The sequence below is a fragment of the Bradyrhizobium sp. USDA 3397 genome (assembly GCF_054060965.1).
This window is the reverse complement of the sequence record NZ_JBSSDS010000001.1, coordinates 4,547,427-4,559,683: the sequence shown is the minus strand read 5'-3', so window position 1 is coordinate 4,559,683 and position 12,257 is coordinate 4,547,427. Positions and strand designations below refer to the sequence as shown.

Annotated in this window: 12 protein-coding genes; 5 read left to right on the top strand and 7 right to left on the bottom strand. The window is 65.3% G+C overall.

The window, feature by feature from the left end; genetic code table 11:
* Positions 1–28 precede the first annotated feature (28 nt).
* Positions 29–658 (bottom strand): J domain-containing protein, encoded by a 630-nt coding sequence (locus tag ACVWYQ_RS21055; protein ID WP_036014711.1) that lies wholly within the window; start codon positions 656–658, stop codon positions 29–31.
* A 118-nt stretch (positions 659–776) separates the two neighbouring features.
* Here ACVWYQ_RS21055 and ACVWYQ_RS21050 point away from each other — a divergent pair, with 118 nt between their 5' ends.
* A complete protein-coding gene (locus tag ACVWYQ_RS21050) occupies positions 777–1,055 on the top strand; it encodes a BolA family protein (protein ID WP_193760624.1) in 279 nt (92 codons plus the stop codon).
* Between the two features lie 53 nt (positions 1,056–1,108).
* Here the strand turns inward: ACVWYQ_RS21050 and ACVWYQ_RS21045 are convergent, their stop codons facing one another.
* The 3 genes from ACVWYQ_RS21045 to ACVWYQ_RS21035 form a co-directional block, all read right to left on the bottom strand.
* Complete coding sequence (locus tag ACVWYQ_RS21045) at positions 1,109–2,461, bottom strand: hemolysin family protein (RefSeq protein ID WP_271539731.1); 1,353 nt, start codon at positions 2,459–2,461, stop codon at positions 1,109–1,111.
* 67 nt (positions 2,462–2,528) lie between these two features.
* The gene (gene aroB / locus ACVWYQ_RS21040; RefSeq protein WP_271539730.1) at positions 2,529–3,671 is read right to left on the bottom strand and encodes a 3-dehydroquinate synthase; all 1,143 of its coding nucleotides are present in this window, start codon (positions 3,669–3,671) and stop codon (positions 2,529–2,531) included.
* The gene (locus tag ACVWYQ_RS21035; RefSeq protein WP_271539729.1) at positions 3,668–4,294 is read right to left on the bottom strand and encodes a shikimate kinase; all 627 of its coding nucleotides are present in this window, start codon (positions 4,292–4,294) and stop codon (positions 3,668–3,670) included. Before ACVWYQ_RS21035 ends, aroB begins: the two co-directional genes overlap by 4 nt.
* 174 nt (positions 4,295–4,468) lie before the next feature.
* Here ACVWYQ_RS21035 and ACVWYQ_RS21030 point away from each other — a divergent pair, with 174 nt between their 5' ends.
* From ACVWYQ_RS21030 to ACVWYQ_RS21015, 4 genes are all read left to right on the top strand, one after another.
* Positions 4,469–4,615 (top strand): hypothetical protein, encoded by a 147-nt coding sequence (locus tag ACVWYQ_RS21030; protein WP_036026218.1) that lies wholly within the window; start codon positions 4,469–4,471, stop codon positions 4,613–4,615.
* 17 nt (positions 4,616–4,632) lie between these two features.
* Entirely contained in the window at positions 4,633–5,589 is a 957-nt protein-coding gene (xerD, locus tag ACVWYQ_RS21025) for a site-specific tyrosine recombinase XerD (protein ID WP_404544543.1), read from the top strand.
* A gap of 312 nt (positions 5,590–5,901) precedes the next feature.
* Complete coding sequence (locus tag ACVWYQ_RS21020; RefSeq protein ID WP_036042616.1) at positions 5,902–6,864, top strand: acetyl-CoA carboxylase carboxyltransferase subunit alpha; 963 nt, start codon at positions 5,902–5,904, stop codon at positions 6,862–6,864.
* A 443-nt stretch (positions 6,865–7,307) separates the two neighbouring features.
* Entirely contained in the window at positions 7,308–8,903 is a 1,596-nt protein-coding gene (locus ACVWYQ_RS21015; RefSeq protein ID WP_456726326.1) for a L,D-transpeptidase family protein, read from the top strand.
* Between the two features lie 679 nt (positions 8,904–9,582).
* On the opposite strand, the gene ACVWYQ_RS21010 is transcribed toward ACVWYQ_RS21015, so the two are convergent.
* From ACVWYQ_RS21010 to ACVWYQ_RS21000, 3 genes are read right to left on the bottom strand one after another with little or no spacing between them, the layout of a single operon-like run.
* The gene (locus ACVWYQ_RS21010) at positions 9,583–10,278 is read right to left on the bottom strand and encodes a branched-chain amino acid ABC transporter ATP-binding protein (RefSeq protein ID WP_271539725.1); all 696 of its coding nucleotides are present in this window, start codon (positions 10,276–10,278) and stop codon (positions 9,583–9,585) included.
* Positions 10,271–11,002, bottom strand: coding sequence for an ABC transporter ATP-binding protein (locus tag ACVWYQ_RS21005; RefSeq protein ID WP_157285752.1), 732 nt, complete (start codon positions 11,000–11,002; stop codon positions 10,271–10,273). Before ACVWYQ_RS21005 ends, ACVWYQ_RS21010 begins: the two co-directional genes overlap by 8 nt.
* On the bottom strand, positions 10,992–12,095 hold the full coding sequence (locus ACVWYQ_RS21000) for a branched-chain amino acid ABC transporter permease (protein WP_404544539.1): 1,104 nt from the start codon (positions 12,093–12,095) through the stop codon (positions 10,992–10,994). Before ACVWYQ_RS21000 ends, ACVWYQ_RS21005 begins: the two co-directional genes overlap by 11 nt.
* Positions 12,096–12,257 lie beyond the last annotated feature (162 nt).

The following is a 12,257-nucleotide window of genomic DNA, read 5'->3' as shown; positions in this document are numbered from 1 at the left end:
CATCCGGGCTACGAAAGCGGGGAGGCCCTTACGCCTCGCGCACGACCGTCTTCAGATAATTGTACGCCTTGATGATCTCGATCAGGCGGTCCTCGGTCGAACGGTCGCCGCCATTGGCATCGGGGTGGTGCTGCTTCACCAGCGCCTTGTACTTGGTCTTGACGTCGGCAAGCGTTGCGCTGGGGCCGAGGCCCATGACCTGAAGCGCCTTGCGCTCGGCGTTCATCACCTTGCGCGTCTCGGCCTTGGGCTCCGCTTCGGGGCCCTTGCGCCAGCTGGCGCGGCCGTTGATCTCGGAGAACATGCTGAAAGGATCGGCCGCCATGTCGATCTCTTCCGCACCCTTCTTGCCGCCATTGGCGCCCATCTTCCAGGTCGGGCGGTGACCGGTCAGCGCATCCTTCTGATAGCGCGCAACGGCTTCGGCATTCATGCCGGAAAAGAAATTGTAGTTCTGGTTGTACTCGCGCACGTGGTCGAGGCAGAAGTGCCAGTACTCGCGCTGGTTCTCGCGGCCCTTCGGCGCCCGGTGCGAGCCCTTGTTGGCGCAGCCCGCCCATTCGCAATTGACCGCGGTGTCGCGCGGCTTCACTTCCGGCTGCTTGCCTCGCGGCTTCACCCGGATGGAGTCGAAGAACTTTGATGAATCGATCGGCATGGCTGACTTTGACTACGCAATGCAAAAACCTTCAAGTCTTGACATTGCAATTCGCTAAGCACCCGGTCGCGACGAGCTTGGACGTCCGGGTATTGACGGGATGCGAGCGCGCACCTTAATGGCACACATGGCTATGAAAGACACTATCAGCAACAAGTTGCAGGAAGCTTTCACGCCCGAAAGCCTGCAGGTCGTCGACGAGTCACATTTGCATGAGGGCCACGCCGGCCACCGAGCAGGCGGCGAGACGCACTTCCGTGTGTATATCGTGTCTGCCGCCTTCAAAGGGAAGAGCCGGGTCGACCGTCATCGCATGATAAATTCAGCGCTCGCCGCGGAACTTGCCGGCAGCGTGCACGCGCTGGCGATCAATGCGCAGGCGCCGGGGGAAGGTTGAATTCTCTGACCCTCCCCCTCCAAGGGTCCCTCCAGGGGAGGGTAAGGGAAAAATTAGAACGACGTCCCGGCCCGTCTCGGCTTTGCCTCTTCCAGCTCGGCCTCGCGCGTCACCGGTGAAATACGGAGCGCGGTGATGCGGTTGCGCTCGCGGCGGAGGACGCGGAAGCGGAAACCGTGGAACGTGAAGCTCTGGCCGCGGTCGGGGATCGAGCGCGCCTCGTGAATGACGAGGCCGGCGACCGTGGTTGCCTCTTCATCGGGAAGATGCCAGTCCATGGCGCGGTTGAGATCGCGGATCGGCACCGACCCGTCGACCACGACGGAGCCGTCCGGCTGACGGCGCACGCCGGCCACCACCACGTCATGCTCGTCGGAGATGTCGCCGACGATCTCCTCCAGAATGTCTTCCAGCGTCACGAGGCCTTCGACCTCACCATACTCGTCGACGACGAGTGCGAAATGGGTCTTGCGGCGGCGGAACGCCTTGAGCTGCTGGGATATCGGCCGCATCTCCGGCACGAACCAGGGCGGCAGCATGATGGTGGTGACGTCGATGCGCGACGTGTCGCCCTCCGATGCGCGGATTGCACGCAACAGATCCTTGGCGTGCAGAATGCCGATGATGTTCTCCGACTTGTCCCGCCACAGCGGAATGCGGGTGTATTCGGTGGCCAGCACCTCCCGCACCAGCTCCTCCGGCGGCAGGTCGGCGTTGATCATCACCATAGCCGTGCGGTGGACCATCACGTCAGACACCGTCAGCTCGCCGAGACGGAAGACGTTGTGAATGTACTCGGCCTCGCCGCTCTCGATCTTGCCGTGCACGGCCGATTCCTCAACCAGGCCCTCGATCTCCGAATCCGTCAGGATTTCGTGTTGCGAGAACTCCTGCACCCCCATCAGGCGCAGGATCGCGCCCGACGCCGTGTTGAGACACCAGCTCAGCGGATAGAACACGAGGTAGGAAAAATGCAGCGGATACGCAATCCACTGCGACACCGGCATCGGCTCCCGGATTGCAAGCGTCTTCGGCACCTGCTCGCCGATGACGATGTGCAGCGAAGAGAAGACCAGGAAACCCGCCACGAACGAGGTGAAGTGCAGCGTGGCCTCCGACATTCCGAGCGGGCTGAGGACGGGGCTCAGCAGCGCAGACACGGTCGGCTCACCGATCCAGCCAAGACCGAGCGAGGCCATGGTGATGCCGAGCTGGCAGCAGGCGAGATAGGATTCGATGTTTACCATCATCGTCTGCAGCAGGCGCGCGCCGAAGCGGTTCTGCTCGACCATGGCCTTGACGCGGAAGCCGCGGCTCTTCACCAGCGCAAATTCCGCCGCCACGTAAAACGCGTTGGCGGCGAGCAGGAGGGCCGCAAGCAGCAGATTGATCGAGATCGAACTCATGTTTGCCTCGCGACCGCCCCGGCATTCCCCGCCGTTTCGCGGGCGGCCGATCTGAACGGTCCCGTCATCACTGCGCGAGCTTCTCTTTCAGGAAGTCGCGCACCGGCGCCGGCTCGACGTCCTTTGCGATCACCGCGCGGCCCACGGCCTCCAGCAGGATGAAGGTGAGCTTGCCGCGCTTGACTTTCTTGTCCTGTGCCATCAGGGCCATCAGCGCGTCGGCATCGGCTAGCCCTTCCTGCGCAAAGCCGGCGATGTCCTGCAGGCGTGTCGGCAGGCCTGCCTCGATCAGGTGGCGCTCGATGCGCGCCGCCTCACGCTCGCCGATCATGCCGAGCTTCGCGGAGAACTGCGCCGCCAGCGTCATGCCGATGGCGACGCCCTCGCCGTGGAACAGGCGGTCGGAGAAGCCGGTCACAGCCTCCAGCGCGTGGCCGAAGGTGTGACCGAGATTGAGCAGCGCGCGCTCGCCGGTCTCGCGCTCGTCGCGCGCGACGATTGCGGCCTTGGCCCGGCAGGAGGTCGCGATCGCATGCTCGCGGGCCGATCCGCCCTTGACGATGTCGGCATGGTTCTTCTCCAGCCAGCTGAAGAAGGCCGCGTCGCCCAGCACGCCGTATTTGGCGACCTCGGCATAGCCGGCCCGGAACTGGCGCGGCGACAGCGTGTCGAGCACGGCGGTGTCGGCGATGACGAGCACCGGCTGGTGGAAGGCCCCGAGCAAATTCTTGCCCTGCGGCGAGTTGATGCCGGTCTTGCCGCCGACGGACGAGTCGACCTGCGCCAGCAGCGAAGTCGGCACCTGCACGAAATCGACGCCGCGGCGCAGGATCGCCGCGGCAAAACCGGCGAGATCGCCGACCACGCCGCCGCCGAGCGCGATGACGAGATCGTTGCGCTCGATCTTCGCTGCGATCAGGGCCTCGCTGACCTTTTCGAGCCCGGCATAGGTTTTCGAGATCTCGCCTTCCTCGACGACGATGCGCGAGGTCGGAATACCGCTGGCTGCGAGCGACGCCTCAGTGGGCTCGAGCCAGTATTTCGCGACGGTGCGGTCGGTCACGATGGCCGTGCGGACGCCGGGACGCAGAGCGGCGACACGCTCGCCGAGCGAGCCCAGCACGCCGCGGCCGACGACGATGTCATAGGCGCGGTCACCGAGTGCGACGTCGACCTTGATGGGATCGGAATGTTTCAACGGCGCAGTCATCTTGACGCACTCGCAATGTCGGCAGGCGGTTGGGCTGGCTGTCCGCCGCAGAGACGGGTGTGCAGCGCCTCGATGCATTCCTCGACGATTCTGTCGTGCGGCACGTCGCGCGAGGCAATGGTGAGGTCGGCATTGGCATAGATCGGCTCGCGCTGGGCGAGAAGGCGCGTCACGGTTCCTTCGGGATCGACGGTCTGAAGCAGCGGACGGTCGGCACGGCGCCGCACGCGGCGCATGATGACGTCATGGTCCGCCCTCAGCCAGATCGAGATGGCCTTCGCCGCGATGCGCGCGCGCGTCTCCTCGCGCATGAAAGCGCCGCCACCGGTCGCCAGCACGATCGGCCCGCCCTCGAGCAGCCGCGCGATCACACGGGCCTCGCCGTCGCGGAAATAGGGCTCGCCATGGGTCGCAAAGATCTCCGGGATGGTCATGCCGGCGTGGGCCATCTCGATTTCGGTGTCGGCATCGATGAAGGGCAGCTTGAGCCGGGCCGCGAGGCGCCGGCCGATGGTGGATTTGCCCACCCCCATCATGCCGACGAGCACGATCGAGCGCGCCCCGAGCGCCGACAGGATGTCGGCCTCGGGCGAAGCAGGAAGCGGCAACGCGGCGTCGGACATCGTCTCGCTCGACTGGATCTCGCTCGAACTGCCGCCAGATGCGGCATGGCTTTGGCCACCTATACGACCCCATGGGGGCCCTCGCCAGAGGACTCTTGCCACGAAACGGCGAACATGTTGGATGATTTCATTGGTTAATTTGGCTGCCGCGCCCCGACCCGAGACCCCAGAACGATGCCGAGCCTGTTCCGCTTCCTGACGGTCGTCGCCGTGATCGGCGGCATCGTCTATGGCGTGGTCTTCGCGCTGGCGAACTTCGTCAACCCGAAGCCGCGGGAAATGACGGTGACGATCCCGCCGGACAAGTTTCTCAAGAAATAGGAGCTAGCCTCCCGGGCATGCCCGCCAAACCCTCAGACGCCAAGCTCATCGGCCTGTTCCTCGACATGCTCGCCGCGGAACAGGGCGCCGGCCCCAACACGCTCGATGCCTACCGCCGCGACCTCAGCGATTTCTCGGAATTTCTGGGCCGGGTCGGTCATACATTCGTGGATGCCGAGACCCAGACGCTGCGCGACTATCTCGCCGATCTCGACACCCGCGGCTTCAAATCCACCAGTGTGGCCCGCCGGCTGTCCGCGATGCGGCACCTCTACCGTTTCCTGCTGAACGAGCGCATCCGCGGGGACGATCCCGCCGCGATCCTGTCAGGCCCGAAGCGCGGCCGCGGCCTGCCGAAAGTGCTGTCGATCGCCGACGTCGACCGCATGCTCCGCCGCGCCAAGGAGCTGAGCGAGGCGGGAGATGCCTCGCCGTCGAAACGGCTGCGTGCCTTGCGGCTCTATTGCCTGCTCGAGGTGCTCTACGCCACGGGCCTGCGCGTCTCCGAGCTGGTGGCGCTGCCGCGCTCGGCGGCCAAGCGCGACGCCCGCATGATCGTGGTGCGCGGCAAGGGCAACAAGGAACGGCTGGTGCCGCTCAACGACGCCTCGCGGCAGGCGATGGCGGACTATCTCGCCGCCACGGAAGCGGCAAAGGCCGACGGGAAGAATAGCGTGCCCGCGTCGAAATGGCTGTTCCCCTCGTTCGGCGAGAGCGGACATCTGACGCGCCAGCATTTCGCCCGCGACCTCAAGGAGCTCGCGGTTGCGTCCGGCTTGCAGGCCCGCCTGGTCTCCCCGCACGTGCTGCGCCACGCCTTTGCCAGCCATCTGCTGCACAACGGCGCGGACCTGCGCATTGTGCAGACCCTGCTCGGTCACACCGACATCTCGACGACCCAGATCTATACCCATGTGGTCGAGGAGCGGCTGAAGAGCCTGGTGCGAGACCTGCACCCGCTGGCAGAGAAGTAAACAGGTCTCGTGCCCCGGACGCGGCGCAGCGTGAAACGATGCGACGCAGAGCCGGGGCCCATGCCGAATGGGTCCCGGCTCTGCGCAGCAGCGCCATAGAGGCGCTGCAGCGCGTCCGGGACACGAGAGCTTAGCCAGAACGACGAGGAAACCGCCTTGACTTCGGCCACATCTCCGCGGAAAGAGCCGGGGCCTCACGGCTGATTTGGCCGGCTGCACCAGCACACAGGCCAAATCATTGAAGACGCTACACTTCTTTCCGCAACCCCAACTCGCTTCGCTTCTCGAGCCCCGTCCCCCTATATTGAGTTGATGCAAGACCAGATGCGCAGCTATCTCGACTTCGAAAAGCCCGTCGCCGAGCTCGACTCCAAGGTCGACGAATTGCGCGCGCTCGCCGCCACCGGCACCGACATCAGCGACGAGGTCGGGCGGATCGAGGACAAGGCGGCGCAGGCGCTGGCCGACCTCTATGCGAACCTGACGCCGTGGCAGAAGACGCTGGTGGCGCGGCATCCGCAGCGGCCGCATTTCAACGACTTCATCAAGGGCCTGATCACCGAATTCACCCCGCTCGCCGGCGACCGCAAGTTCGGCGAGGACGAGGCGCTGGTCGCCGGCTTCGGCCGTTTCCGCGGTGAGCCGATCTGCGTGATGGGCCAGGAAAAGGGCGATTCCACCGAGAGCCGGATCCGGCACAATTTCGGCATGGCGCGGCCGGAAGGATATCGCAAATGCGTGCGGCTGATGGAGATGGCCGAGCGGTTCGGCCTGCCGGTGCTGTCGCTCGCCGATTCCGCCGGCGCCTATCCCGGCATCGGCGCCGAGGAGCGGGGACAAGCCGAGGCGATCGCGCGCTCGACCGATGCGTGCCTGGCGCTGACCGTGCCCAATGTCGCGATCATCACCGGCGAGGGCATGTCGGGCGGCGCCATCGCCATCACCACGGCCAACAAGGTCTTAATGCTCGAGCATGCGATCTACAGCGTGATCTCGCCGGAGGCGGCGTCCTCGATCCTCTGGCGCGACGGCACCAAGGCGCAGGAAGCCGCCAACAACATGAAGATCACCGCCCAGGACATGCTCCGCTTCGGCGTCATCGACGCCATCCTGAAGGAGCCGGTCGGCGGCGCCCACCGCGACCCCGCCGCCATGATCGCCACCACCGGCGAGGCCATCGCCAAGGCCTTCGACGAGCTCCGGAACTTTGATGGGGATGCCATCCGCAAGCAGCGGCGGCAGAAATTCCTCGATATCGGCCGCAAACTGGGCTGATTCGCCTCGATTCCGCTCTCGTAGGGTGGGCAAAGCGAAGCGTGCCTACCAATCCCCGGCTGTACGAACGGCTCGTGGGCACGGCGCTTCGCGCGCCTTTGCCCACCCTACCAGACCTTTCGAGCAGCCCCCGGTAACCCCGCATTAACCCTTTTTTTGCCCAAATCGGCGATCTGAGTCCCCATCGGCCGAAAGCCCAAGTTCCGTCCCAAGTCGCGTCCATTTAGTCTTCGTTGACCATGCCGCTGGGCCAACGCCCTCGTGATCCCCACTCGGGTTGCGACCACATGACCCAGAGGTTAGAATTTTAATCAATGGCTTCAGGGCATAAGCGCTGGAGCGGGGTCTGACCGGGCCCGTCTCGGCGGGTCGGTTTCCGGTCGGATTGCGTTCCGAAAAGTTGGGGTTCGCGCTTCAATGCCTGGCACGGTGTGGGGTCCATCTTGATTTCTCGTTCGCTTGCTCGCGCGCTCTTGGTCTCGGTTGCGCTGATGACGGCCGGCGGTCTGCTTGCCGGCTGCAACACTGATCAGGTCTCGCTCGCGACCAACGCCAAGGCCAATCAGCCGGTGCCGCCGAAGCTGATCGCCGCGATGGCCGAGAAGGACATGGATTTGCAATCGCCGATCCTGGTCCGCCTGTTCAAGCAGGAGGCCGAGCTCGAGGTCTGGAAGCAGACCCGTTCGGGCCAGTTCGCGCTGCTCAAGACCTATCCGATCTGCCGCTGGTCGGGCGATCTCGGCCCCAAGGTGCGCGAAGGCGACCGCCAGGCGCCGGAGGGATTCTACTCGATCAATCCGAGCCAGATGAATCCGCAATCGTCCTATTACCTCTCGTTCAACACCGGCTACCCGAACGCGTTCGACAAGGCGCTGGGCCGCACCGGCTCGCAGCTGATGGTGCACGGCGACTGTTCGTCGCGCGGCTGCTACGCGATGACGGACGAGCAGATCGCGGAGATCTACTCGCTCGGCCGCGAGTCCTTCTTCGGCGGCCAGAAGGCGTTCCAGCTGCAGGCCTATCCGTTCAAGATGACGCCGGTGAACATGGCCAGGCACCGGAACAATCCGAACATGCCGTTCTGGAAGATGATCAAGGAAGGCTATGATCATTTCGAAGTGACGCGGCAGGAGCCGAAGGTCGATTTCTGCGAGAAGAAGTACGTCTTCGATGCCGCCAAGCCCGCCGACGCCAAGCGCGATCCGGTGTTCGACGCCTCGGCCAAATGTCCGGCCTATGTGATCCCCGAAGAGATCGCCAGCGCCGTGCGCGAGAAGCAGGCCAAGGACGAGACGGAATATGCAAGGCTCGTCGCCAAGGGCACGCCGGTGGCGCGGATGAACACCGGCATCGACGGCGGCATGCACAAGGTGTTCGCCGCCAAAATTCCGGAAGGCTCGACCGGCCTGTCCGAGAGTGCCGAAGGCACCACGCTGCAGATGCTGGCCATGGCGAAGGCACCGGGCACGATCCCCGGCCACGTCAACCCGCCCAAGCCGAACCTCGATGCGGTGGCAAGTGCGCCGGCGCCGCGGGAAGAGCCCGTGGTCGCCGTCAGCGCGCCTGCCGCGAGCACCCGCGTTGCCGCGGCGGCGCCCGCTGCGAAATCTGAAAGCGGCGGCTTCTTCTCCAATCTCGGCCGCAAGATGGGGCTCGGCACCGCCGACACCACCGCGACCGCGACGCCTGCGCCGCAAGCCACCGCGTCCGTGGCCCCGGCCGCCCAGACGTCCACGACGCCGGCCACGGCCGCCTCGCGACTGAAGGCTGCCGTGACCCGCTTCGTGCCGGGGCATGACAAGTCCAAGGATTCAGTGAAGGAGGCGGCGAAGGAGGCGGCGAAGGATACGCCGAAGCCGGCCGTCGCAGCCGCCAAGCCGGCCGAGCCGCCGAAGCCCGACACCCGCCTCGCCGCGACGCGTCCGGCGCTGAAGCCGTCGGTGAGCGACGGTGCGGGCGATAGCACCCCGATGATATCAGGCGCCGCGCCGGTGGTGCAGTCGAACTCGTTCGACAGCCGATTCTCGGCGGTGAAGTAGGCAGGTCCCTTCGGATAGCAATAATTCGCTTTACCCGAACACCCGAAACACCCTATCCACCCGCCATCTCATCCCTCCCGAAGGGGCGGGTCGCGATCGTCACGGTTCGTGGGGTGGGTTGCGGTGGACGCGGGCTGCGTTGGCGCCAGGTGCGGTCGCAGGGCGGGTAGTTCCCGTGAGCGGTCAGCGGGCGCGGTACGACAGGCGCTGCCATGCCCTGCGAAGCCGAGAGGCGAAGCAGGGTCGCGTACGGCAAAATCGTGTGGTCCTGACGTCCGGGGTCTGTACGTCAAGTCTCGTGGTGGTGCGCGTTGTCCAACCGGAGGGCGCGTATCAGTGATCTCGCGAGGCGACGGGGGCAATAGTGCATCGCTCCCCGGGGAGAGCGCGACATAAGCCGTCAAACCACTGCGCAGGGAAGGCCGGTTATCGGGCTGCACCTGTGTCTCCCCTGTGAGCGTTTACTTACGCATCATTGCACAGGGGCTCGTGGGTGCCAGCCGGTACCCGGCCTTCCCTGCGCCCTTCCGATTCCGATGGGCGCCAGAAGCGAAGCAAAACCCGGACGCTGGAGCGCTGCGGGATCGCGATGTCACGTTCGGTTGTTTGACAGTTGAATCGAGGATTCGACGCGCGACAGCTGAGATCGGCGTGCGAGCGCCACGCTTCACGCCCATCCCTACGGCGCCAGATATCGCATCAGCTCCGGATTGCCCCGCACCTCGCTGGCCTGCCCCTGCAGCGCGACGCGGCCGCGGTCGAGCACGTAGGCGTAGTCGGCGACGCGCAACGCCAAATCGAGGTGCTGCTCGACGATGATGACGGCGATGCTCTTTGCGAGGTCGATCAGGCGCTCGGTGATCTCCTCGATGACGCCGATCCAGACGCCTTCGGTCGGCTCGTCCAGCAGCAGCAGCTTGGGATCTCCGAGCATGGCGCGGCCGATCGCGAGCATCTTGCGCTCGCCGCCGGAGAGCGTGCCGGCGGGCTGGTCGAGGCGCTGGCCGAGCTTTGGGAAGATGGTCAGCACGCGGTCAATTGCGGAGCAATCCTTCTTAGCCAGCGAGCCGACGGCGAGATTGTCGCGCACCGACAGGCGCGCGAACACCGAATGCTCCTGCGGCACGTAGCCGATGCCGGCGCGGACGCGCTCCTGGGTGGCGCGGCGGCTGATGTCGCGGCCGTCGAAGGCGACCTCGCCCTTCCACGCCGGCAGCTCGCCGACGATGGTCTTCATCAGCGTGGTCTTGCCAGCGCCGTTGCGGCCGAGCACGGCGACGCCGCCGCGCCAGGGAATGCCGAGGCTGACGTCGAACAGGACCTGGCTGCGGCCATAGCCGGCGTCGAGATGCTTGATGTCCAAAAATTCAGGCACGGCGCAGATAAATCTCCTGGACGGATGTGTTGGCCTGGATCTCCGACACCGTGCCAGACGCCAGCACCTTGCCCTGGTCGAGCACGGTGAGGCGATCGCAGATGTCACGGATGAAATCGAGGTCGTGCTCGACGATGACCAGCGAGCAATGTTTTTTGATCGGCTGCAGCAGCTCGCCGGTGACGCGGCGCTCTTCCAGGCTCATGCCGCCGGTGGGCTCGTCGAGCAATAGGAGCTTCGGCTTGCCGGCGAGTGCCATCGCGATCTCCAGCCATTGCTGCTGGCCGTGCGACAGCGCGGCGGCCGCATCGAAGGCGCGGTCGGCGAGGCGGAACTGCGTCAGCATGGTCATGACCTGGTCGTGCAAGAACCTACGCGTGCGCGAGAACACGAGGTCGAACAGCGAGGACTGCGCCTGCAGCGCGAGCAGGATGTTGTCGTAGAGCGTCAGCGACGGCAGCACGGATGTGATCTGGAATTTCAGGCTCATGCCGGCGCGCGCACGCTCGGTCGGCGTGAACGCGGTGATGTCGGTGTTGACGAAGGAGACCTTGCCTTGCGTCGGCACCTCGGCGCCGGCGATGCACTTCATCAGCGTGCTCTTGCCCGAGCCGTTCGGGCCGATCAGGCCGTGAAACTCGTTCTCGCCGACGGTGAGGGCTGCGCCGTCGAGCGCGGTGAGCTTGCCGAAGACCTTCTTGATGCCGGCCGCTTCAAGGAGCATTGCGCGTCTCCTTTTGCCTGGCGCCGAAGCTGCCGACGCGTTCGCGCTCGCCAAGGACAAAACTGATCAGGCCGAGCGGCCGGAACAGGATCACGAGCAGGAGCAGCAGGCCGAGGATGATCGGCCAGATCTCGCGGTAATTGTCCGAGAGCCAGAAGCTGACGCCCTCGACGATGACGGCGCCGATGACGGCACCGATCAGCGTGCCGGAGCCGCCGAACAAGACATAGAGCACGACCTGGGTGGAGACCACGACGCCGACCATGTTGGGCCAGACGAAGCCTTCGTGGAAGGCATAGAGGCTGCCGGCGAGGCCTGCGACGGCGCCGCCAATGGTGAAGATGATGGCCTTGAGATGCTGCGCCTTGTAGCCGAAGAAGGCGATGCGCTGCTCGTTCTCGCGCAGGCCTGCGAGCGCAAGGCCGAATTGCGAGCGCACCAGGAAGCGGCAGAGCAGGTAGACCACGACGAGGATGCCGAGCACGAGATAATAGAACGCCGGTCCTTCCGTGAAATCGTAACCGCCGAGCGACATCGGCGCGATCGAGGGGATGCCGTTCTGGCCGCCGAGATAATACCAGCCGCGCGCGAGCCGATCGGCGGCGTAGGAGCCGGTCAGCGTGCCGAGCGAGACGAAGATCACGCTGGAGGGATGCCGTCCCAGCAGCAGGAAACCGCCGAGCAGCAGCGCGAAGGTGAGGCCGATCAGCGTTCCCGCGGGCAGCACCAGGAAGATGTTGGTGACGTTCAGATCCCGCGCGAGCAGGGCGACTCCGTAGCCGGCCGAGCCGAAGAACAGCGCCTGGCCGAAGCTCATGATGCCGGCATAGCCCCAGACCAGGTCGAACGACAGCGCGAACAGCGCCAGGATGATCACGCGCGTCGCGAACACCGTGAGATAGTCCTGCAGCACCAGCGGCGCGAGTAGCGCCGCGAGGAGCACGAGGCCCTCGATGATGGGCAGGATTTTTCGTCCTGGCTTGGCCCGGTCATTGGCCCGTTTCGCCGCTGCGCCCTCAGCCATCGCACCGTCCGCTTCGTCGTCCACGTCGGCGACGATGGCCTCTCTTACCACACTCATCGGCTTCAGCATTCCGAGTTCAACATCGTGAGAGTCAGCTGCGTAGTCACGGCAGGGTTCACCTCTCCCCAACGGGGAGAGGTCGGATTGCGCCTGGCGATGCGAAGCATCGTCCAGTGCAATCCGGGTGAGGGGCCGCAACACGCAGTGAGATCAGTTCCCCTCACCCGGATC

Excerpts from the sequence above, each read along its gene's own strand:
- xerD (WP_404544543.1), top strand. The coding sequence starts at position 4,633 with ATGCCCGCCAAACCCTCAGACGCCAAGCTCATCGGCCTGTTCCTCGAC.
- ACVWYQ_RS21005 (WP_157285752.1), bottom strand. The coding sequence starts at position 11,002 with ATGCTCCTTGAAGCGGCCGGCATCAAGAAGGTCTTCGGCAAGCTCACC.
- ACVWYQ_RS21045 (WP_271539731.1), bottom strand. The coding sequence starts at position 2,461 with ATGAGTTCGATCTCGATCAATCTGCTGCTTGCGGCCCTCCTGCTCGCC.
- ACVWYQ_RS21020 (WP_036042616.1), top strand. The coding sequence starts at position 5,902 with ATGCAAGACCAGATGCGCAGCTATCTCGACTTCGAAAAGCCCGTCGCC.
- ACVWYQ_RS21050 (WP_193760624.1), top strand. The coding sequence starts at position 777 with ATGGCACACATGGCTATGAAAGACACTATCAGCAACAAGTTGCAGGAA.
- ACVWYQ_RS21000 (WP_404544539.1), bottom strand. The coding sequence starts at position 12,095 with ATGCTGAAGCCGATGAGTGTGGTAAGAGAGGCCATCGTCGCCGACGTG.
- ACVWYQ_RS21030 (WP_036026218.1), top strand. The coding sequence starts at position 4,469 with ATGCCGAGCCTGTTCCGCTTCCTGACGGTCGTCGCCGTGATCGGCGGC.
- aroB (WP_271539730.1), bottom strand. The coding sequence starts at position 3,671 with ATGACTGCGCCGTTGAAACATTCCGATCCCATCAAGGTCGACGTCGCA.
- ACVWYQ_RS21035 (WP_271539729.1), bottom strand. The coding sequence starts at position 4,294 with ATGTCCGACGCCGCGTTGCCGCTTCCTGCTTCGCCCGAGGCCGACATC.
- ACVWYQ_RS21055 (WP_036014711.1), bottom strand. The coding sequence starts at position 658 with ATGCCGATCGATTCATCAAAGTTCTTCGACTCCATCCGGGTGAAGCCG.